Source organism: Vibrio penaeicida (assembly GCF_002933855.1).
Lineage (GTDB): Bacteria > Pseudomonadota > Gammaproteobacteria > Enterobacterales > Vibrionaceae > Vibrio > Vibrio penaeicida_A.
Map to the genome: position 1 here is coordinate 99,502 of NZ_BFAQ01000022.1, position 22,689 is coordinate 122,190.

Annotated in this window: 18 protein-coding genes; 9 read left to right on the plus strand and 9 right to left on the minus strand. The window is 42.5% G+C overall.

Annotated elements, in window-relative coordinates:
• The first annotated feature begins 2 nt into the window (after positions 1 to 2).
• The 5 genes from VPNCDNU1_RS13110 to kdsB are packed head-to-tail and all read left to right on the plus strand — an operon-like array spanning position 3 to position 5,964.
• Positions 3 to 2,264 carry a DNA internalization-related competence protein ComEC/Rec2 gene (locus VPNCDNU1_RS13110; protein WP_104400727.1) on the plus strand — a complete coding sequence of 754 codons (2,262 nt, stop codon included), beginning with the start codon at positions 3 to 5 and terminating at the stop codon, positions 2,262 to 2,264.
• A 28-nt stretch (positions 2,265 to 2,292) separates the two neighbouring features.
• Positions 2,293 to 4,047: a lipid A ABC transporter ATP-binding protein/permease MsbA gene (gene msbA / locus VPNCDNU1_RS13115; RefSeq protein ID WP_104400777.1), complete on the plus strand. Its 1,755-nt coding sequence runs from the start codon at positions 2,293 to 2,295 to the stop codon at positions 4,045 to 4,047.
• Positions 4,047 to 5,054: a tetraacyldisaccharide 4'-kinase gene (gene lpxK, locus VPNCDNU1_RS13120; RefSeq protein ID WP_104400728.1), complete on the plus strand. Its 1,008-nt coding sequence runs from the start codon at positions 4,047 to 4,049 to the stop codon at positions 5,052 to 5,054. The genes msbA and lpxK overlap by 1 nt, the downstream gene beginning before the upstream one ends.
• Positions 5,035 to 5,214, plus strand: a complete 180-nt coding sequence (locus VPNCDNU1_RS13125; protein WP_101114950.1) for a Trm112 family protein — start codon at positions 5,035 to 5,037, stop codon at positions 5,212 to 5,214. Before lpxK ends, VPNCDNU1_RS13125 begins: the two co-directional genes overlap by 20 nt.
• On the plus strand, positions 5,215 to 5,964 hold the full coding sequence (kdsB, locus tag VPNCDNU1_RS13130; RefSeq protein WP_104400729.1) for a 3-deoxy-manno-octulosonate cytidylyltransferase: 750 nt from the start codon (positions 5,215 to 5,217) through the stop codon (positions 5,962 to 5,964).
• Positions 5,965 to 6,010: 46 nt separating this feature from the next.
• Here kdsB and VPNCDNU1_RS13135 read toward each other — a convergent pair whose 3' ends face one another.
• Positions 6,011 to 6,781 carry a ChbG/HpnK family deacetylase gene (locus VPNCDNU1_RS13135; protein ID WP_104400730.1) on the minus strand — a complete coding sequence of 257 codons (771 nt, stop codon included), beginning with the start codon at positions 6,779 to 6,781 and terminating at the stop codon, positions 6,011 to 6,013.
• Between the two features lie 3 nt (positions 6,782 to 6,784).
• Positions 6,785 to 7,822 carry a glycosyltransferase family 2 protein gene (locus VPNCDNU1_RS13140; protein WP_237324132.1) on the minus strand — a complete coding sequence of 346 codons (1,038 nt, stop codon included), beginning with the start codon at positions 7,820 to 7,822 and terminating at the stop codon, positions 6,785 to 6,787.
• A 398-nt stretch (positions 7,823 to 8,220) separates the two neighbouring features.
• Between VPNCDNU1_RS13140 and VPNCDNU1_RS13145 the strand changes: the two genes are divergently transcribed.
• The 3 genes from VPNCDNU1_RS13145 (at position 8,221) to VPNCDNU1_RS13155 (ending at position 11,841) form a co-directional block, all read left to right on the plus strand.
• Positions 8,221 to 8,523, plus strand: coding sequence for a hypothetical protein (locus VPNCDNU1_RS13145; protein WP_104400732.1), 303 nt, complete (start codon positions 8,221 to 8,223; stop codon positions 8,521 to 8,523).
• A 24-nt stretch (positions 8,524 to 8,547) separates the two neighbouring features.
• The gene (locus VPNCDNU1_RS13150) at positions 8,548 to 9,891 is read left to right on the plus strand and encodes a hypothetical protein (RefSeq protein ID WP_104400733.1); all 1,344 of its coding nucleotides are present in this window, start codon (positions 8,548 to 8,550) and stop codon (positions 9,889 to 9,891) included.
• Positions 9,892 to 10,128: 237 nt separating this feature from the next.
• Positions 10,129 to 11,841, plus strand: coding sequence for a hypothetical protein (locus tag VPNCDNU1_RS13155; RefSeq protein ID WP_104400734.1), 1,713 nt, complete (start codon positions 10,129 to 10,131; stop codon positions 11,839 to 11,841).
• A 118-nt stretch (positions 11,842 to 11,959) separates the two neighbouring features.
• On the opposite strand, the gene VPNCDNU1_RS13160 is transcribed toward VPNCDNU1_RS13155, so the two are convergent.
• From VPNCDNU1_RS13160 to VPNCDNU1_RS13190, 7 genes are all read right to left on the minus strand, one after another.
• Positions 11,960 to 13,504, minus strand: coding sequence for a SpoVR family protein (locus VPNCDNU1_RS13160; protein ID WP_104400735.1), 1,545 nt, complete (start codon positions 13,502 to 13,504; stop codon positions 11,960 to 11,962).
• Positions 13,505 to 13,515: 11 nt separating this feature from the next.
• Positions 13,516 to 14,784, minus strand: a complete 1,269-nt coding sequence (locus tag VPNCDNU1_RS13165) for a YeaH/YhbH family protein (RefSeq protein WP_104400736.1) — start codon at positions 14,782 to 14,784, stop codon at positions 13,516 to 13,518.
• Between the two features lie 91 nt (positions 14,785 to 14,875).
• A complete protein-coding gene (locus VPNCDNU1_RS13170; RefSeq protein ID WP_101114959.1) occupies positions 14,876 to 16,810 on the minus strand; it encodes a PrkA family serine protein kinase in 1,935 nt (644 codons plus the stop codon).
• Positions 16,811 to 17,102: 292 nt separating this feature from the next.
• The gene (locus tag VPNCDNU1_RS13175; RefSeq protein ID WP_104400737.1) at positions 17,103 to 17,603 is read right to left on the minus strand and encodes a YfbU family protein; all 501 of its coding nucleotides are present in this window, start codon (positions 17,601 to 17,603) and stop codon (positions 17,103 to 17,105) included.
• Positions 17,604 to 17,756: 153 nt separating this feature from the next.
• Complete coding sequence (locus tag VPNCDNU1_RS13180; protein ID WP_104400738.1) at positions 17,757 to 18,413, minus strand: energy-coupling factor ABC transporter permease; 657 nt, start codon at positions 18,411 to 18,413, stop codon at positions 17,757 to 17,759.
• A 181-nt stretch (positions 18,414 to 18,594) separates the two neighbouring features.
• On the minus strand, positions 18,595 to 19,335 hold the full coding sequence (gene pflA / locus VPNCDNU1_RS13185) for a pyruvate formate lyase 1-activating protein (RefSeq protein ID WP_104400739.1): 741 nt from the start codon (positions 19,333 to 19,335) through the stop codon (positions 18,595 to 18,597).
• A gap of 193 nt (positions 19,336 to 19,528) precedes the next feature.
• Positions 19,529 to 20,506: a lipid A deacylase LpxR family protein gene (locus VPNCDNU1_RS13190; RefSeq protein WP_104400740.1), complete on the minus strand. Its 978-nt coding sequence runs from the start codon at positions 20,504 to 20,506 to the stop codon at positions 19,529 to 19,531.
• 275 nt (positions 20,507 to 20,781) lie between these two features.
• Between VPNCDNU1_RS13190 and VPNCDNU1_RS13195 the strand changes: the two genes are divergently transcribed.
• Complete coding sequence (locus VPNCDNU1_RS13195) at positions 20,782 to 22,662, plus strand: methyl-accepting chemotaxis protein (protein ID WP_104400741.1); 1,881 nt, start codon at positions 20,782 to 20,784, stop codon at positions 22,660 to 22,662.
• The last annotated feature ends 27 nt before the right edge of the window (positions 22,663 to 22,689 follow it).

The following is a 22,689-nucleotide window of genomic DNA, read 5'->3' on the forward strand; positions in this document are numbered from 1 at the left end:
ATATGAAAACTCACTTATCTAACTGGACACTAACTTCTTTCACGACATTGATTGCTTCATCCGCACTTTGGACAGTAATGCCGAGTGTTATCTGGGTCTTTCCTGCAATTATCCTATGCTTGCTCGTTTGGAATAGACCTTATGCTGATTGCCTGAAAGGCATGTTGCTCGGTTTAATAGTGGTAGTCGTCCATTCCAACCTATTTCAACACCAGCAACGTTTGCTTTTTTCTGAAGGTCAGAATAGTACCATAACTGGGCAGATTGACAGCTTTTTTAAACAAATAAGTCATGGATATGAAGCGTCTTTTGTGGTGCATCAACTTAACGGCAGGAAAATTCCATATTTGCTCCGACCGACCGTTAGAGTTATTTGGTCTATGGATGGCGAGCCACCGTTGCTGGGTCAATTTTTAACCTTAGATGCCGCCCTCAAACCGGTTTATGGTCGGTTAAATGAAGCAGGCAGAGACCAAGAAAAACACTACGTAGCGAATCGCTGGCATGGGAAAGCGGTGGTTAAGCAAGCGACACTTCTTTACAACACCACTGATTATAGACAAAGCCTTCACAGCCGTGTTTTGAATTTCGTACACGATTTCAAAAGTGCACCCTATCTGCTCGCGCTCAGTTTTGGAGACAGGCGAGGTTTAACGGATTCAGATTGGCGGCACCTACAAAGCAGTGGCCTTCTTCATTTGATGGCGATTTCGGGATTGCATATTGGTTTGATATTTGGACTAGGGTGGTTTTTTGGTCGAGTTATTGCACTTGTTCTGCCACTACCTTCAGTGAGAGTGTGGCTACCGATTGTAGCCGGGCTTATAGTTGCGTCAATCTACGCCAGCTTAGCTGGTTTCTCTATACCGACTCAGCGTGCACTTGTCGCGTGTATTATTCTCATCGTCGTGAAACTAGTGGGTGTTCATTTTAGCAATTGGCGTCTGCTACTGATTGTTTGTTCAATTCTTTTATTACTGGACCCGTTTGCCGTACTTTCAGCCAGCTTCTGGCTTTCGTTTTCTGCTGTTTCAGTGATTTTTATCTTTATTGGTCTAAGGCGTTCAGAACAAAGTAATAAATGGCAAAAAGCCCGTTTTTTGCTTGAAATGCAATTTTGGTTGCTCATCGCACTTGCGCCCGTTTCGATTTTTGTATTTTCAGGATTCAGCGTACTTTCACCTATATACAACTTTATCTTTTTACCGTTAGTAAGTTTGGTGACCTTACCTTTTGTTAGCCTTGCTTTGTTGTTCACCGCGATTTCACCAAATCTCGCTTATCCGTTTTGGCAAGTTGCGGATTGGTCACTTAGTCCGATTATTTGGTCTTTAGAATGGGGAGAATATGGTTGGCTATCTCTTTCCTCTCGTTATACCTTTCTCGCTTTTGTTTTGGTCACTTTATTCGTTTTGTCTGTCCAATTTCGCTCAGCCATTCCTGTGGTGTTTTTAGCTGTGATGATGTTATGGGGTTTTCCAAACGAACCCAAGCCAATATGGCGAGTGGATATGTTGGATGTAGGTCATGGATTGGCGGTACTTATTGAGAAAAATGATAACGCTATGTTGTATGACACCGGAATGGGGTGGGAAGGAGGGAGCTATGCGAAAAGCGTTATTCACCCAGTACTGAAGAATCGAGGAATTAATCACTTAGATGGTTTGGTTCTCAGCCACCTAGATGCCGATCATGCTGGTGGAAAAGACTATGTTGAATCGGCATTGCAACCGATTTGGCGCAGAGCGAGCCAAAGTATTGAGGGCTATCAGCCTTGTGTTCGAGGGGAGCAATGGTATTGGCAGGGGCTGCGTTTTGAGGCGATGTGGCCTCCTCGGTTAACGCGTCGAGCGTACAACCCTCACTCATGCGTGATTAGGGTAAACGATGGCAAAACATCGATGTTGTTAACGGGTGATATTGATGCCATCAGCGAGTTTATATTATCTCAACAAGGTGATCACTTAGCTTCAGATATTCTTATCGTTCCTCACCATGGGTCAAGCTCGTCGTCTAAAAGTTTGTTTGTTGACCATGTCGCCCCAGATATCGCTATTGCCTCGCTGGCAAAAGGGAATCGATGGAATTTGCCTTCGGCGCAAGTCCGCAAAGTGTACGAATCAAAAGGCATAAAATGGATGGATACGGGGGAGGAAGGGCAAATTTCTATCCATATTTTCGAAGACAAATGGACGATTGAAACCGCTAGAGCTGAACATTCCCCTCGCTGGTATAGGCAGATAGTAAGGAAAGGAGTAGAATAAGCGGAATTTTTTGACAATGACCTTTCTTATGTCGCAAGAAATAGATCAATCGACCTTTCAAACCTTTAAGCGCTTATGGCCTTATATTTCCTCATACAAAGCCGGTATTGTTGTCGCAATTATTGCATTGGTGATTAATGCGCTCAGCGATACATACATGCTCTCTTTGCTTAAGCCTTTACTAGATGAAGGCTTTGGTCAGTCAGACTCTGAATTTTTACGCACAATGCCAATCATCATTCTAGTGTTGATGATCGTCCGTGGCGGAAGTGGGTTTGTGTCAGCGTATTTTATGAGCTGGGTTTCCAATAATGTGGTAATGAAACTTCGCCGGCAGGTGTTTAATCATTTCATGCAAATGCCAGTCTCCTTTTTCGACAGGGAGTCTACTGGTCGACTACTTTCTCGCATTACCTATGATACGGAGCAAGTAGCAGGGGCAACGAGTCAAGCTTTGGTCAATATCGTCCGCGAAACGGCTAGTTTACTAGGGCTTATTGGTTTAATGGTATGGAGCAGCTGGCAGCTCTCTTTAGTACTGTTGGTTGTAGGACCTATTGTTGCAATCGCGATTGGTGTTGTGTCTCGTCGATTCCGCAAAATTTCTAAAAATATGCAGACTGAGATGGGGAACCTCACCTCTTCTTCAGAGCAGATGTTGAATGGACATAAAGTTGTATTAAGTTATGGTGGTCAACCGGTAGAAGAAGAGCGATTTAATCACGTCAGCAATGCGATGCGTCAGCAAAATATGAAGATGGTTGTAGTCTCTCAACTCTCTAGTCCCGTGGTGCAAATGATCGGATCTTCTGCGTTGGTTACTGTCTTGTTCCTAGCTTCTGTTGATTCTATTCGTGCAGAGTTGACTGCGGGTACATTTACAGTCGTCTTCTCTGCGATGTTAAGTATGCTTCGACCTCTTCGCGGGTTAACTTCGGTTATGTCAGACTTCCAACGCGGCATGGCGGCTTGCCAAACTTTGTTTAGCCTGATGGATATGCCAACAGAAAATGATGAAGGGAAGTTAGTTAAAGAAAAGGTGAAAGGCGATGTTGAAGTCCGAAACGCCATCTTTACGTATCCTACAAAAGATACCCCTGCGTTACGTGATGTCAGTTTCAATATACCTTCGGGGAAAACGGTGGCATTGGTAGGCCGCTCTGGTTCTGGAAAGAGCACGATAGCGAGCCTATTTACGCGTTTCTATAACTTAGATTCCGGATCAATTGCCCTTGATGGACATGATGTACGCGATTATGACTTACAGAATCTTCGCACTCATTTTGGTATCGTGTCTCAGCATGTTCACCTGTTTAACGACACGGTTGCAAACAACATCGCTTATGCCGCAGAAGATAAGTTTACAAAAGAACAAATCATTGAAGCGGCGAAGTTAGCGTATGCACATGAGTTTATCGAGGCACTTGATAACGGGTACGACACGGTGATCGGCGAAAATGGCACGACTCTATCTGGTGGGCAGAGGCAAAGGCTCGCCATTGCACGTGCATTGCTGCGTGATGCTCCTGTTCTGATTCTTGATGAAGCCACATCCGCTTTGGATACTGAATCTGAACGCGCAATTCAAGCTGCGCTGGATGTATTGCAAAAAGACAAGACGGTCTTGGTGATTGCGCATCGTTTGTCTACCATTGAAAATGCCGATGAGATATTAGTTATTGAAGATGGGAAAGTGATAGAGCGTGGTCAGCACGATGCATTGATGTCAGAAGACGGCGCTTATGCTTCGCTTTACTCAATTCAATTTAGTGAGTCAAATTGATGGTAGAAAAGATCTGGTTTGAGCGACATTGGCTGAGCTTTTTGCTTTGGCCCATATTGTGGCCGCTTAGCCTCTTGTTTGGTTTTGTAAGTACAAAGCGTAAACAAGATTTCTTGAATCAAAAAAAAACACGTTATCAGGCCCCCATTCCCGTCGTCGTCGTTGGTAACATTACCGCTGGTGGGAATGGCAAAACACCTGTTGTGGTATGGCTTGTGGAAATGTTACAAGCTGAAGGGCTTAAGCCTGGGGTGGTGTCACGAGGCTATGGAGCTAAAGCGCCAAGCTATCCGCTTTCGGTAACGCTGGATTCTAGCCCAGAACATTGTGGAGATGAGCCTCTTTTAATCCATCGTCGTACAAATGCCCCTGTCGTCGTCGATCCGAATCGAAGTAATGCTGTAAAAGCACTCTTGGATTCAGGGGTCGATATTGTTGTCACTGACGATGGTTTGCAGCACTACGCATTGAACAGAGACATTGAAATTGTTGTTGTCGATGGTGTCAGGCGTATGGGAAATGAGAAACTTATCCCTATGGGACCACTGCGTGAGCCTGTTTCACGTATAGATGAAGTGGACTTCGTTATCACCAACGGTGGCAGTGCTCTTGCAAACGAGTTTCCAATGACTCTAGAGCCTTCAAAAGCCATCAACTTGGTAACGAATGAACAGAGAAGTGCCATTGAACTTGAAAGTGCGGTAGCAATGGCAGGAATTGGTCATCCTCCTCGCTTTTTCGAATCCTTGAAGAGTATGGGATTGAATGTTTTGGCGGAACATGGTTTTGCTGATCATCAGGCAATGACGGAACAACAGATTAGTGCCATTGAAATGGCAGGTAAGCCGCTTATTATGACAGAAAAAGATGCCGTCAAATGTCTGCCTTTTGCAAAGGATAACTGGTGGTATCTACCGGTCTCTGCAACCCTGCCTGCACAAGATACTGATAAGATATTACAAAGAATAAATGAGGTAATGAAAGAATATGGATCATCGACTGCTTGAGATTGTGGCGTGCCCTGTATGCAAAGGTAAACTGACTTTTGATAAAGATAAGCAAGAACTTATCTGTAAAATCGACCGCCTTGCTTACCCAATTAAAGAAGGCATTCCTGTTCTGCTTGAGCCGGAAGCTCGTAGTATTTCAATGGATGAGGGAAAGTAAATGGCATTTACGGTTGTCATTCCTGCTCGATACCAATCGACGAGATTACCGGGTAAACCTCTTGCGGATATAGCGGGTAAACCTATGATTGAATGGGTTTACCTTCAAGCCATTCAAGCTGGTGCTGAAAAAGTCATTATTGCTACCGATGACAAGCGTGTTAAAGAAGCGGCTGAAGGATTCGGTGCGACGGTTTGCATGACATCAGATAAGCATGAATCGGGTACTGAGCGCTTGGCAGAAGTGGTTGACTTAATGAATATTCCGCCTGAGCACATTATCGTTAATGTGCAAGGCGACGAGCCTTTGATTCCCCCATCTATCATTTCGCAAGTTGCGCACAACCTTCAGCAAAGCAAGGCGCCTATGGCAACACTTTCGGTGGAAATTGAAGATGCAAATGAAGTGTTTAACCCTAATGTAGTGAAAGTAGTGACGGATGAAAAAGGGTACGCACTGTATTTTAGCCGTGCTTCGATCCCTTGGGATAGAGATGACTTTTCTAAACCAGATCCGTCTATTCATCAGCCATTACAGCGTCATATTGGGATTTATGCGTATCGAGCTGGGTTTATTAAAACCTATATTAACTGGGAACCGAGCGCGCTAGAGCGAATCGAATGTTTAGAGCAATTGAGAGTGCTTTGGTACGGTGAGAAGATCCACGTTGAAGTTGCCAAAGAAACACCCGCAGCAGGGGTCGATACTCCAGAAGATTTAGAAGTGGTTAGAAAACTACTTTCTCGTTAGACTACTTCAGCGTTTAAAAAAATAGCAGCTAAATCGCTGCTATTTTTTATTCTGGGTGAGTAACAAGCGTTACATTATTTGCTTCTAGGTGCGAGATGTAACGATCACTTCGAAGGTAATCATATTCCTTAATCCTCGCTAAACTGTGCTCCACGTTTGCCCCTTCTACGGCTGGGTGACACATAATTAATCCGTGATTATCGAGATTGTTGACCCAACCTTCCATTAGCTCAGGAAAGTTTGCCGTTTCGCTAATGGAATATAAGCCAGCAAAACTGGAATTGGTTTGCGCATTGGTGTGTTTACCTATGACTGAATCAAAACCCAAATTCAACCCTTGTATCACGACGGCTTTTAAAGCGGAGTCGTGTCCTGTTAGCGGTACTGATGGTCTTCTAATCCATGGAGTCTCAACTGCGTAGCGTTGGTTAACGACGGAGGCTAAAACGTCACGGATGACAGGAAATGCGTGAATGTGCTGGTGACCATCAATGTAGTCTGGTGCTCTGCCCATTTCGTTTTCAAAGTTATCCAGCTGCTGATTAAGTGTTGTTTCAATGGCTGACTTATCCAACGTGCGCAGTACTGCACTCAGCATTAACTTACCTAAGCTTGCAACGTGACCCAAATCGAAATGCAAGCCGAAAGCCGCTTGTCCTTCAAGCTCTTTCAATCGATTCGCAGACGCTTTCCAACTCGGCATTAGTGTCATGCAACTGGTGGCAGAGATACGTTTTTTCTCAATTAACTCTAGAATGGCGTCGTCAACTTCCTGAGACATGCCATAATCGTCTGCGCAAACTATGATGTTCTTCATTAATTATTTTTCTACTTTTTCGTCTTCAGACTTATCGGCAGTATCGTTTCTATCTGCACCTTTATCTACGCTTTTTTGGTACTCTTCAACAATATAGAGAGGGCGCTTTTTAACTTCTGAGAACACCCGGGCTAGGTAGTCACCCATGATCCCGATAGACAGCAGTTGAATGCCTCCTAAGAAGAAAATAGAGACAATCAGAGATGGCCAACCGGGAACATCTGTCCCAAAGAAAAGGGTACGAAGCAGTACTAACATTCCATACCCAAACGACATCGCAGAGATCATCGCACCAACCACCATCCATATTTTTAGAGGGATGCTACTGAATGACGTTAATCCGGTTATCGCAAGGGAAGTGAGATCTCTGAATCGAAAGGTACTGGTTCCGCTCAATCGCTCTTCTACATCAAACGATACAGCTTTACTTTTAAAGCCAACCCACGCGTACAGACCTTTCATCATTCGGGTCCGTTCAGGTAATGAAACTAAAGCATTAACAACGTTTCGGCTTAACAACCTGAAGTCACCCGCGTCAGGGTGGATATCTACATCGGAGATTCGGTTTAAAAGCCCGTAATAGACTTTAGTGAACGCTCTTTTCGCAAAAGATTCGTCGTCTCTGTTCGCTCTAACCCCGTAGACCATATCGAAACCTTCACGCCAATGCTCAATAAACTGTTCGATGACAGGTAACGGGTGTTGGCCATCCGAATCCATGATAACGACCACATCACCACGGGCATTATCCAAACCCGCGCTAAGAGCAATTTCTTTACCAAAATTTCTGGATAACTTGACAACAGAAACGGGGTAACTATTTGCAAGCTCTTGAGCGACGCTTACCGTGTTATCTGCACTGCCATCGTCAACAATTAGAATTTCAACTTCTTGGCAAAACTGCTTCAAGTAATTGTATGTTTCTGGCACGACATGCGGAAGATTCTCTGCTTCATTATAAGCAGGCAATAAACATGTGATCATATTAGGAAGATCACGACGATTTTGGCTTTCTGTGCGAGGGGCGTTTGAAGCGCTCATATTTTTATCACCAATCTGGATTTACCTTCAGTAATTAACCTAAAGGACAACAACGCGCCATTATAAACAGGTTTGACCTTAGTAATAAATAAACACAACTTGATATTTCGTATTGCTTCCAGCTTATCGAGTCAGTTTGCGAGAAAAATTATTCCTATAAAGCTCAAGTTAATAAATGTAAAAATCACGGCTTTGAAAATTCCTACAACCTTGGACACCTTGCAAACCCTCATGCCTAACTATTTGACCTGATTTGTTTAATCTCATCAATGTAATTGGTGAGCGCAATCGATTAGATTGATTTCAAGACGAGAAATGATAAGCAGCCAAGACGTCAATAGAGTCAGGTTTTTGTTTTTCATATAGCTCAAATGTGAAGTGCTCATGAGGAGAAAGGTATGAAACGAAATCTAGCGACAATAGTCCCAATAATCTCAGTTTTTCTACTTGCAGGTTGTTTTAGCGCTAAAAACGAAACGACTAAGAGTGTAGCCCCTAAAACCACTGCGCCAAAAGTATCGACAATTGCTCCTAAAAACTCAGATCTAGAACAAAAACTTTCATTGCTTAAATCGGACGGTAAAACTCTCGGATCGGATGCGATTGAATCCGTTATCAATTTACCGGTAGGAAAGACAAGTCTATCGATATCAGTACCCAGCAAGTTCAGTGCTGTGAAAAAGAAACAACAGTCTAAGTAGTAAGCTGCGATAAGGAAGATGATTATGAAAATTAAGAATACTCTAATGGTTTCCGCTTTAGTAGCCTGCGGAATGACGGCTTACCAAGCAAATGCAACTGATTTATATGCTGGGGCTTACAAAGTCAATACTGCGATGGAAGAGAGCATTGATGAGATGATCATGGCGAAGCTTCAGGCCTCATTTTTCTCTTCTGCAGCACTGTACATGGATATTTTGAGTGTAAATAGCCACAAAGCTACCCCAATCGAACTGAAAAAACAGCTAGAAATCGCTTATAAAGAGACAAAATACACTGATGAGCAACGTCAGGACTTGGCCGATGCGTTTAATGAGGTTGGATTGGTTATTGATTACCTTGCAGATAACGAAGATACCAAGAGGATCGTAAACGAATCACTGACCTTTTGTTCAGCACAAGGAATTGAAGCAAAAAACTGGCCTGGGATAGACGACATCGTGACCAAGTATGGGGCTTCAGCTAAATACGATTTTGATTCTGTTATTGTTGATGTTATCCATGCTCCGGTATCTGGGGACGATTGCGGACTAGCAAGCTCCTGGGTAGGCAACCTTAAGAAATCAGGCTCTCAAGCGGATTACAAATCTTTGCCAAGTAATATCATTGCTTATTCGCCTGAAGTAGGTAATTCACAGGGTGAGCTGGTTTACATCTTTGAAAACAGTATTCACGAAGAGCCTAGCTTTAAGGCTAATTATGAAACGTTTACTTTCTATCAGTCTAACTCGGAAGGGGTTCCAGAAGATGGCATTTTTAAAAGATACCGTGTGAGTGACGAGGTAAACGGTTCGACCAACGAATTTACGAGTAATGTATCTTGTAAGCAGTGCGGCTCTGACAGTGAGTTATTTAAAATTGAGGCAAAACGCACTGCTGATGGTGTGCTTGAATATTCAGCTGGCACTGCAATTGAAAAAGCTGGAAAACTTGCTCCTGGCTTTATTAGCGAAACAGACAAGGTTCATCTGGTTGAGTACCGTGCATCAGGAGCCACAATAGACTTATTTGATACTGACAATGGGATCGTAGTGGGTCGAAATGCTTCAACAAGTTCGACCGACCTCAATGGCATAAAGCTAATGAACCTAATAGGTCAGTTCGGGTTGAACGATGTCCTTAATGGTAGTGGTCTATACAACCCAACATCGTTTGTTATCTCACCAGATTTTGGCTCATTCACGATCACAGACTCTTCCGATTCAAACAATCACATAGTACACACTGAATCAAATATTACGGATGAAGAAGAAAAGAAAACCTTAAGAGCGATCAATGAACTGGTTTTGTCAGACGTTGCTTACAAGCAAAATGATGTGGACTCAAAAGCTTGGGAAAGCATTAAATAGTTTAAAAGTTTGAACTGAGAAGTGAAATTTGTAAGCCAGCGACGAAAGGTTGCTGGCTTTTTATATTAATAACTTATGAGTTAAAGAGATAATATTCAAAGTAAATAGAAATACGATGCTTACACGACCTTACATTTGGTTGGGGCGTTAATTGGTAATATGCGCTTGCAGCTCAATCAAGGGAACTGAAATCTGCCTAAAAATAACCATTTCATCTGATCGCTTTGAGTAAAATTTATGAAATTTAATCGTTCCCTGATGACTATGGCAGTGGTCTCTGCTTTTACCGTTATGATTTCTGGTTGTAACAAAGATTCTAGCGCATCATCGCCTATTTTACCGACGCCCCCAATAACATCACCGACGACTCCAACCAATAATAAGCCTGTAGCATTTGATGCTGAAGCATACAAAAAACAGGTGAATTCTGCCCCTGAGTGCGGCGAATGGCACTTACCTGAACATATGGCATTTTTGCCTCAGCAACAGATATTGGAAAGTGTCGTATTAGATACTGACATCCAGAAATTTATAGCAGGTAAGTCTCCATCTGATGCACTAGATGCAATTTTAAGTAATGCGCCAGATTCGATGAGTGCAAGCTTGAAAGCAGACATAAAGCAGTGCTCGTCTATAACAACATCAAACACTGTCCATGATTTTTCAAATTGCGCTGGTGATGTGAAATCGGCACTAACGGAAGTGTATCGTTCTGATGATGACCGCATTCGTATGATATGCCGCGTGACCAAACCACAAATCAACATAGCGGTTATCCCTGTTGTTGTTGATGGTTATACACTGCCGTCGAATAGCATCCGCCAAGAAGTTGTTGCTAGATTTGGTGAGCAGTCAAACGTTGATAAGTATCTAGAATCGACCTTAGCAAAAGATGTGAAGTTAACTGTCGCTGCTGAACTGAAAGTGACAGGTCTAGAGACAAACAATGGCAATAAAGTTCTACTGCCTTATAAAGACCAAATTTTTTACCAATCGATACTTGCTGAAGATGGTTCTAAGCTTGATATAACTCAGTATGACCAATTGGCATTTGTTTACATTGCAAAGAACAACCCAGGTTTGAGCAACTATGGAAACATCTATGAGACAGTTACTCTACAGGATGGAACTGTTCTTAAAAATCGCTTTTTAATCAACAGTGACCTCGCAAGTCAATCACGCGTTTCTACACTTGGTCTGGACAGCGAAAACAAGAGTTTGTCGCCTGATCAGGTTTTGTTTGCGCATGAATATTTACACGGCTTAGGTTTGGGGCATGCGTCTGTCTCTCCTTGCTCCTACAAGCATTTCTCAAATAATGGTAACCCGTTTAATTTTGGTCAATCTTGCGATTGGAATAAAACTGAAAAATTAAACAAAGAGGTAATGGAAAAAATTCATAAAGAGTTCGATAAATATTCAGCATTCAATTATGGCGTATACAACGGCGTAATGGGCGGAAAAGGCGAAATTGGTCAAGAAGTATTACCATACTTTCAGTATCGACTAGGTCGAGTAAATTCAAGTAAAGTTTCTGTAGTGAACGGATCTAAAACGCTTGTGCTCAATGGGTTCGAACCAACTAAAAATACTTTGCAATTGATTCATTTGAATACCAAGAACGGTCATTTTTGGCTGTGGTTTAATACGGAAAATAACCGATTTGACTGGATGATGGAAAGCCCGACACTTGTTAATGATCTTAAGCTGAGCGCGCCAGGTACTCCAGAGTTTGGAACGGGTATAACTTTGGCATCCGTTTCCACAAATGGAGATGAAACGGTCATTATTATCCCTAATGACTATTCGTTCTCAACCCCAAACAACCTTCATTCACTAAAAACGGATAAGTCTCTATTTACTGATGGTATCTACACCATTGATAACATTGAGATGACGGTTTCATCTAAGGGACCAAAAGCCAAAACAATCGAGTTTGTGTTTAAGTAACTTAAAATTCCGCAACAATTCAGCCAGCTTTGTTAAGCTGGCTTTTCTTTTTCTAGACACAAAAAAGCCCACAGACTTCGTGGGCAAATAGGAGGGTTGGTAAGTTCGAGTTATTGGCTTAGATTTCGGAGTTGTAGTCTTCACGCTCAGGGCAACTGCCTAGAATCTCTTTTCTTCCAGATTCATTCCGTTGCTCCAAAATGACATCAAATCCCCAAAGCCTATAAAGGTGTTTCAATACTTCTTGATGGCTGTCGCCTAATGGAATCCTATCGTGAGGGACATATTGCAAGATCAACGAACGATCGCCGCGTACGTCTACATTCCACACCTGAATGTTTGGCTCTAAGTTACTTAAATTATACTGTGCTGCCAGTTTTTCCCTGATTTGGCGATAACCTACTTCATCGTGTATTGCACTGACTTCTATGTGGTTTTTTCTGTCGTCGTCGCTAATAGCAAAGAGTTTAAAGTCACGCATTAACTTAGGCGACAAGTATTGGCTGATGAAGCTTTCATCTTTAAAGTTTGCCATGGCAAAGTGTAATGTATCCAGCCAGTCTGCGCCTGCGATATCTGGGAACCACTCCCTGTCTTCATCGGTTGGGTCTTCACACATTCTACGAATGTCTTGGAACATAGCAAAACCCAGCGCATAGGGATTGATGCCACTAAAGTAAGGGCTGTTGTATGGAGGCTGGGCGACAACATTGGTGTGGCTATGCAAAAACTCAAGCATAAACTTCTCAGACACCAAACCTTCATCGTACAAATGATTCAGTATGGAATAGTGCCAGAATGTTGCCCAACCTTCGTTCATGACTTGTGTTTGTTTCTGAGGGTAGAAGTACTGGCTGACTTTTCTGACAATACGTACTATCTCTCTCTGCCAAGGCTCTAGAAGTGGGGCGTGTTTCTCAATGAAGTACAAGATATTTTCTTGAGGTTCCGTTGGGAAACGAATTTTTTGAGATTGTTCCTTCTCCTCACTTTTAGGAACCGTTTTCCAAAGCTCGTTAACTTGAGATTGAAGGTATTCCTCACGAGCTTCTTGCCGCGCCTTTTCCTCCACAATGGAGATTTTTTCTGGGCGTTTGTATCGATCGACACCGAAATTCATCAGCGCATGGCAGGAATCCAAGAGTTGTTCAACCTCTTCTACGCCGTGCTTTTCTTCACACTCGGTAATGTAGTTTCTAGCGAATAATAGGTAATCGACAATGGAGCTTGCGTCCGTCCAAGTTTGGAACAAGTAATTGCCTTTGAAGAAAGAGTTGTGACCATAGCAAGCGTGAGCCATAACCAAGGCTTGCATAGTTACGGTGTTCTCTTCCATTAGGTACGCAATACATGGGTCTGAGTTAATGACAATTTCATACGCAAGACCCATCTGACCGTGTTTGTAATTTTGCTCGGTTTGGATAAATTTTTTACCAAATGACCAATGGTTATAGTTAATGGGCATACCAATGCTTGAGTATGCGTCCATCATTTGTTCCGCTGTGATCACTTCAATTTGGTTAGGGTAGGTGTCTAATCGATAGTGTTCGGCTACCCTTTTGATTTCTTTGTGGTAACGCTCCAGAAGCTCGAATGTCCAATCCGGACCATCTGGCAAGCGCTTGCTGTTTGTCGCTGTTTTTTTAGCTGCTTTAGTCGCCATAGCGCGCCTCCCTATGCCGTTTCTTTTTGAAACAGTTCCCTAAATACTGGGAAAATATCATCCACAGTACGAATATTTTTCATGGCAAAATTGTCGAATGCTTCTTCGAGTTTTTGGTATTCATGCCATAAGGTTTGGTGGGTTCTTCTTGTTATTTCGATATAGGAGTAATATTGACATTCAGGTAAAATATTGTTCACCAATAGCTCTTTACAACGAGGGGAATCATCTGCCCAGTTATCCCCATCTGAAGCTTGTGCTGCGTAGATATTCCACTCGTTAGTTGGGTATCTGTCTTTTACGATTTCATTCATCAATTTCAAAGCGCTGGATACGATGGTGCCGCCCGTTTCCTGCGAATAGAAAAACTCATGTTCATCGACTTCTTTCGCTTGAGTATGGTGGCGTATGAAGACGACTTCGACGTTCTCGTAAGTTCTTGTTAAGAATAAATATAAAAGCACATAAAAGCGTTTTGCGATGTCTTTCGTTGCTTGGTCCATAGAGCCTGACACATCCATCAAACAGAACATGACTGCTTGGCTCGAAGGAATAGGGCGCTTTTCGTAATTTTTGAAACGTAAATCAAAAGTATCAATAAACGGAACGCGCGCAATACGCTGGCGAAGTTCTATGATTTCCTCTTGAAGTTTCTTCTCCTCTAAAGGCTGAGCGGGTTCATTGTTTTCAATTCGCTCTAACTCTTCTTCCAGCTCTGTCAGTAGGCGCTTTTTGCCCGCGGTTAATGCTGTTCTTCTTGCAAGTGATTGTTGAAGAGAGCGCACCACACTGATGTTGGCTGGAATGCCTGCTGTTTGGAAACCAGCTCTATGGGTTTTCCATTCTGTGATCTTATTGATTTGGTTTTTTTGAAGGTTAGGTAACTCCAGATCTTCAAATAGAATATCGAGATATTCGTCTTTTGAGATCTGAAAAACAAAGTCGTCTTGGCCTTCGCCATCAGCACTTGCATCACCTTCGCCAGAGCCGCCTCCTTGACCGCCTTTTGGTCGCTCAATTTTATCTCCAGTGATGAATTGATCATTGCCTGGATGAACGCGTTCTCTGACGCCTCCTTGTCCTTGATGAAAAATTGGCTCTTTGATGTCTTTATGTGGAATCGATATATCTTCACCTGTCTCTGTATTGGTGATAGATCGGCGATTCACGGCATCGGCTACCGATTCCTTAATTTGCTCTTTATGGCGGCGTAAAAAGCGTTGTCTGTTGACTGTGCTCTTATTCTTGCCATTGAGCCTTCTGTCGATAAATTGCGCCATACGTTAGTCCCTCTGAAACGTCAAAGTGTCGAACTGTGTGTCATGAGTGACTGGCAATATCTGCCAGTCCCCATATCTAAGACACTTGGTACTAAGAGGATTTACGTACTCGTAGGTACCATTCCGACAACAATCTAACTTGTTTCTTGGTGTAGCCTTTCTCCATCATACGAGCGACAAAGTCGTCGTGTTTTTTCTGATCATCAGTTGAAGTTTTCGCATTGAAGGAAATAACAGGAAGCAGTTCTTCCGTATTCGAGAACATTTTCTTCTCGATGACCGTTCTGAGTTTCTCGTAACTGGTCCAAACGGGGTTTTGCCCTTTGTTGTTTGCACGAGCACGTAATACGAAGTTAACGATCTCGTTTCGGAAATCTTTCGGATTACTGATACCTGCCGTTTTCTCAATTTTCTCTAGCTCATTATTAAGAGCGGCACGGTCGAATAACTGCCCTGTTTCCGGATCGCGATATTCTTGATCTTGAATCCAGAAATCGGCATAGGTGACATAACGGTCGAAGATGTTCTGACCGTACTCAGAGTAGGATTCGAGGTAAGCGGTTTGAATTTCTTTACCGATAAACTCGACATATTTAGGTACTAAATAGCCTTTCAAGAACTCTAAGTAACGCTCTGCCATGTCTTGTGGGAACTGTTCTCTTTCTACCTGTTGTTCAATAACATAGAAAAGATGCACAGGGTTTGCCGCCACTTCGGATTGATCGAAGTTAAATACGCGAGAAAGGATCTTGAATGCAAAACGAGTAGAAAGACCCGACATGCCTTCATCGACACCTGCAAAATCTCGGTACTCTTGGTAGCTTTTTGCTTTTGGATCGGTATCTTTCAGGGTTTCACCGTCGTAAACACGCATTTTCGAGAAAATGGATGAGTTCTCTGGATCTTTCATACGAGAAAGAATGCTGAATTGAGCCAAAATGTCCAATGTGCTTGGAGAACATGGCGCTTTTGAAAGCTCACTGTGATCCAACAGTTTTTTGTAGATTTTAACTTCTTCCGAAACACGCAAGCAGTAAGGTACTTTCACAATGTATACTCTATCGAGGAAGGCTTCATTGTTCTTATTGTTGCGGAAGGTCTGCCATTCTGATTCGTTCGAGTGCGCCAAAATCATGCCATCAAATGGCAAGGCCGAAAGCCCTTCTGTACCGTTATAGTTACCTTCCTGAGTAGCAGTAAGTAATGGGTGCAGAACTTTAATTGGCGCTTTGAACATCTCTACAAATTCCATCAAGCCTTGGTTAGCTCGACATAATGCACCTGAGTAGCTGTACGCATCAGGGTCGTCTTGTGAGAAGTGCTCAAGTTGACGGATATCGACTTTACCGACCAGTGATGAAATGTCTTGGTTGTTTTCGTCACCTGGTTCCGTTTTTGCAATCGCAGTTTGACCAAGGATAGATGGTCTTACTTTCACGACTTTAAATTTGGAAATATCACCGCCGAACTCAGTCAGACGTTTTGCTGCCCAAGGCGACATGATGGAGCGTAAGTAACGTTTTTCAATGCCATAATCGCCTTTTAGCAAATCTCCATCTTCGTTAACATTGAACAAACAGAATGGATGGTCATTGACTGGGCTACGTTCTCCATTAGCGGAAAGAACATAGATTGGCATTTTTTCCATTAGGGCTTTCAGTTTCTCAGCGAGTGACGACTTACCACCACCAACTGGACCCAAAAGGTATAGAATTTGTTTTCGTTCTTCTAACCCTTGAGCGGCATGTTTTAGGTAAGAAACGATTTGTTCTATCGCGTCTTCCATACCGTAGAAATCTTCAAAGGTTTTGTATCTGGATATCACGCGATTAGAGAAAATACGGCTGAGTCTCGGGTCTAATGCGGTGTCGATGACTTCAGGTTCTCCAATCGCCATTAATAGGCGCTCAGCTGCATTGGCATAGGCGCTTTTGTCTTCACGACATAGCGATAAAAAGTCTTGCAGCGATAGTTCTTCATCCTTGGCTGCTTCATAGCGAGCCTGGTAGTGGTCAAAAATGCTCATAGCGAATACCCCTCTAAACCTGTCAAATCGACTAATTAACAGCGAAAATGTCACGTCCTTCACTAAATAAGGTTAGACCCAGATTTTGAATTCTGCTTATTAATTCGATATTTATTTCGATTTTTTAAGAAAAAAGTATGAAGCAAGTACGGGTTTGTATGTGTGTACTAGAAGTGATTCAAACAGGCTGGAGTGTTGCGCAAGCTATGGCTGCAATAGGAAAGCACCACATAACAGTGGTGCTTTGATAAAAATATCAAACGATGTGAGAGACTTAGGTCAAAAAATAGGACTAAGCGTTGAAGATTTGATTAAACTCCGCCGCTGAGAGGTGATATTGACGTGGACAGCGCTTCCAAGATGCCAACATTCTTTGGTATTTTTCAAGCATTGGCATTTGTGCATTGAAGTGATGCTCACCCTTGTCGAATTGAGTGTACAACCCTTCAGAGTCGACGAGAAAACGCACATAGTGAACAAGCTGTGATTCACTTGCGATATCGAACCCTAAAAAGTTGAGTCTACGCTGATCAACGTTTTCTCTTTCATCGTGGTTGAGCATTTTGTTCGATTCTTGCATCGCATGGTACATTTCCATTATGTCGATAATCTCTCGACACTGCGTTTCATCCAAACAGCCATAGTCCTTATTTAGCTCTAACATCTGTAGCTCATATCCACGCTCTACAATCGTTTGAAGACGTTGATACGTTTCGGCATTCTGCGGATCCATCTGCGACATTAGGTAGTATTGGTTAGACAGAATTAGTCGTTGAGCGTTCGTCATTTCCATAGCATGGTCTCTTAAATTTTATTACTTAATCTACGAACCAGAGTAACAGCAAATATCCGTACCGAAACATGATCTCAACACATGTTTAATAAGGTTTGGTTGGAGATTGAGCGGATATTTTCGTGCTACTTCGCTACTGCTAATCAGAGACTCCTACTTGGTGGGGAAAAGGTAATGCCTGTCTGAGAATACGCGCAACCATTCTGGTCGATATACGCAAAGCACCGCTAATGTCATTCCGTTAAGTAGACCTTCGGGAAATGCCATTAAGGGAATCAGCATGAAGAAGTTATCCATTACCGTGGTGAAATCATACAAACCCAGCCAAAGATAGTAACTTCCTTTCAAAATAAGGTGTGTGCTGCCAACAAACATGGCATTGAAAAAGCCAGCGACAAAAATGAAAACGAAGACATTTTTGGGTAGATAGTGATAGCTAAGGGTGAATATGAAATAGCTTAAGAAAATAGGGATGAAGCCTGAGGTCATCACTTGTACAGGTATATCTATTAACGGCCACTGGTTGAAAATGGCGAGCGCCCCAAAGATAGGCAGACTAAGAATGCAAGCGACTCTCCAACCAAACATCATAGTGAAAGCGGTTACACCAAGGAAGTGAATGTCTAAACCGCTTTTGACACCAGCCTTGGTTTGCCAGAGGAAAAAGAGTATTGCCAAGGTAATGATAGTGAGGTTCTGAAAAGATTTTTCACTTAGAAACTTAGGAATAAAGACATGCTTTGTATCCGCCCAACTTTGTTGTACGACAAAGGCAGTAACGGTGAGACAAAGAAACTGAAGTATCGACATATTGTAATTCCTAAGGGCACGAATATGGGTGGATATGTCCCTAAACGTCTCAAAATCGTGAGTTGAGTGCCATTAGCTCTATACTTGAGGTAACTTGAGTATCAATACAATAAAGCCAGCATTATGCCGGCTTTGTTTATGAAAGATTACTTGGGTATAGCACATAAGGCTTATGTGAAAACTAGTATTTCACATTGTCGTTATATTGCTCAAGTATTCCTTTGATCGTATCCATTGTCTCTTTAGGTGGAGGATTGACACCTTCGAGTGGGTAGTCGTGCCCTAACGCTTCCCATTTATGAGCGCCCAATTTGTGGTATGGCAATAACTCCACTTTTTCGATGTTATCCATATCTTGAATAAACTCACCGAGCATATGTGCAGCCTCTTCGTCGTCTGTGTAACCAGGGACAACGACGTATCGAAGCCAAGTTTTCTGCCCAATTTTATGAAGATAACGTGCGAAATCTAATGTGCGTTTGTTTGAAACACCAATAAAATCCTGATGAATCGCATCTTTCATATGCTTGATATCGAGCATGACAAGATCTGAGGCTTCAAGTACTTCATCAACAACATCAGTATGTTTCCGAATATACCCGTTAGTATCCAAACAGGTATGCATCCCTTCTGCTTGAGCAGCTCGGAAAAAGTCGCGTACAAATTCAGGTTGAAGCATGGCTTCGCCCCCTGAGCAGGTGACCCCACCACCAGAAGCTCTCATGAAGTGCTTATAGGATTTTGCTTCGCTAATGATTTCCTCTACGCTGACAACTTTGCCATCGTGAGTGTCCCACGTGTCTCGGTTATGGCAATACTTACAGCGCATTAAACAGCCTTGGAGAAACACAATAAAGCGGATTCCCGGACCATCCACCGTGCCACAAGATTCGAAAGAATGAATACGACCAGTAGTAGACATGAGCTAATCTCTTAGGAATTATTTATTGTCATTTTATTACAAAATAGCAGCGTACCCTAGGAAAAACTGAGGTTATTTGGTCTTAAGACGGAAAATTTTTTTTAGCGAAATATAGTCAATATAAATGACGAACATCTAAGGTGGAAATGATTCCTATTAACAATGGGTTTCAATGATAAAGGTATAAAAAACATTAGAATACCCAGAAGAGAGAAACGGACCCGTTAGCATGAAAACGTGCTTGGTCCTCCTTGAAATCTGGCGTTTTTAGGGAATAAGTGAGTGATGCACCAATTTCTTTGTAGTGCGCTAGAGCGCCTAAAACGGCAGTAGACTGTAAGTGAGTTACAGAAACATGTGGAACTAGAGGTGGGCGCTTTCCTGTAATCGTGATGTCGTTAAAGCGATATCGAGCTTCTAACCCAGTAAAAACAAACCACCCAGTGCGACCATAATCTAAATGAAGTCGATGTGCTGGGTTATCGTATTTAACTTCAGCAGAACCAAAAGTATTGGCGAGATCTGCGCCCATTCGCCACATCACTCCGCTGCCTATTTCGGTTCGAAAGTTTCCTAGCGCTATGCGGTTTATCCAATTGACTTCAGATTCGTGATTTTCAAAATATCCAGTGTTTCTATGAAGTAAGTTTTGTTGCGTGTACCCCAATTGGTAAACCCAAGGTTCTTCAATTTGGTATGCCCAACCTTGAGGGCGAGCAGAGCCTATTAGATCGTGAACAAAAACTTGCGCAGAATCGGCTTGAGCATTTTTTCCCATGGTTCCGAGCATAGCGTGTAGGGATTGATGTTTTTCGGTTGTTCTTGCGATCAGTGAGCCACTGATAAAACTGATTCCAGAGTATGGGCGTTCATTCATCTTTGGTGTGGTGGATTCAATATCAGTGGGAGTCCATAGTTTTTGGCCAATGTTTAGATTCCAAAAGTAGCGAGCGTCGCTATCCCCAAAACCTATTATGTTTAAGTTATGGCTTTGTTTATTGAAGTCGATTGGAGCCAATTCAGACAGAATACCCAGCTGAATACCACTACTGTAATCCTCATCGCTCCTTACTAGAGAGTCATTGTCCATCGTGAGAGATAAGTGCGATTTGGCTTGCGCAGTCAAAGATGACAGCGACAGTAAAATAATGGGAATCCAGACAGTCTTCATATCAATGTCGACTCCTTAGTGGGTGAACTCAATACAGGCAATGTGAAACTTTTTCAACTTTTATGCAATAAATCAAGTAAGTGGAAGTGAATAACTTTTTGCAAAAAGAGACATGTGTAGAATTTTGAAATAATTAATGATGCATTTGTCAATAATCAAATGTTAGAAAATTGTAAATTAAACTAAAGTGTCGTCGTATACTTAATAGTACTTTCGAACATTGAATGTTCCCACATTGGCTTATTAGTCTGAATTCCAAAGTAGAGGAGGGAGTGATGACAAGTTTTGCGCTCTCACAGAAGCAAAAAGTATGGATATACCTAGCAGCACTGATGGTAGGTTTTGCTGGGTTATCGGTGTTTATTTCAATAAAAATCAGCTCGGTAACTAATCAGTATCAAAATCAGGGGCATATTCACGAAGGCGTTGCCGAAATCGGTCAAACGCAAGTTAGTTTATTGGATTTGGCGGCGCGCTTAAACAATATGACTGGAGAGCAGGTCGAAGAAATTAACGCCATGCTTGAAGATATTTCTCAAAAGGCATTGGGGAAAAAAACGATGCTAGCTGAGGTTGGGCTGCACGATGGAGCGGAAAGCTTTGTTCAGACTATTTCGGCGTATCAACAAGCATTAACGCCATGGTTAGCGATAAGGCAAGAGATGGGGTTCAATGTTGATGACGGAAAATTGGGTGAACTAAAACAGTTAGCCAATACCATAGAAGCAAAGATTGCTGAAACAGGAATGGTGAGCATCAACTCCGATTTTCAGAACATGGTGAAGACTCAGCAAACTTATCTTTTGCAACCCAATGAAGAAAATCTAAAGTACTTCAACCGTGCGTTGGCATTGTTTATCAATATGTCAAATTCATACGCAATGCTCGACTTATATGAAAAGGAAGTGGAGCTATTTAAAGCGCATTCTGCTCGTGTTAGCGAATTATCCGTTGAACTAGAGTCCGTCGAAGAATCACTCTTTCAAAGACAAAAAGATGTGCAAACTGTCGTTAGTCAGTTAGGTGATAAAATGAATGTGATCAGCGCGGAGTTTGGGCAGGCCGCACAGCAAACGTCTTCTACAGTGCAACTTTCTACACTGATTGCTTGCTTCGTTTTAGCTTTGTTTACTTTGTTTATTTTTGTATCGCAGAACATCTCCATATCACGAGCGTTGAAAAAGGTAACGCAGATTCTCGAGCTTGTTTCCAACGGGGATTTATCTCAGAGAATGCCCGTTTCGAACAACAAAAATGATGAATTCAATCGTTTGGCACTCAACATCAATCAAGCCTGTGAAAATTTGGGTAAGTTGGTCAAAGGCGTGCAGCACAGTAGTAATGCTCTAGCATCTAATGCAAATGAATTAAATTCTGGGCTGGATGATTTAGTGGCAAGTCAGCACTATGTTGTGGGTCAAACTCAAGTATTGGCTTCGGCAACGGAGGAAGTAAGCGTTACTACTCAAGAAGTATCAAGCAGTCTGGATTTAGTGGTGCAAGTGAGTGAAAAGTCCAGTGACTCAGCTCAAGAGGGGGCAACGATCATAACCAGCGCAATAGATTCGTTAGAGGATATTGGGAAAATACTTGGAAGTGCAGCGACTCACATCAATGCTCTTGAGGATGCTTCTTCAAAAGTGGATTCCGTTATGGATATTATTAATGGTATCGCTGAACAAACCAATTTGCTTGCGCTGAATGCCGCGATCGAAGCTGCACGAGCGGGTGAGCAAGGCAGAGGTTTCGCTGTTGTAGCAGATGAAGTTCGAAGCTTAGCCGTGAGAACTGTTGATGCTGTCGCCGAAATATCAGGCACGATTGAAACCATGAAAAAAGAGAGTGCTGAAGTGATTCAATACATTGGGCAGTCCGAATCGTCCATGCAGCAGGGTCGAGAAAAAGGCCATGAAGCGATGGAAGCATTGAAGTTGATTACCGAGCAAGTCAGCGAGGCTACGGAACAAACCGAGCGAATTTCATCATCAATTAAAGAGTTGGCAACCACAAGTCAATCCATGGCGGATAGTATGTCTCAAATTTCTTCCTCAATGAGCACAATTGAAGAAAATAATACCCAGCTTAGAGAGGCGAGTAGTCGAGTAGATGAACGATCTGGTGTATTAATTAAAGAATGCAACCAATTTGCAGTTTAGTCACTTGGGTATATGTCTATTAGAAAC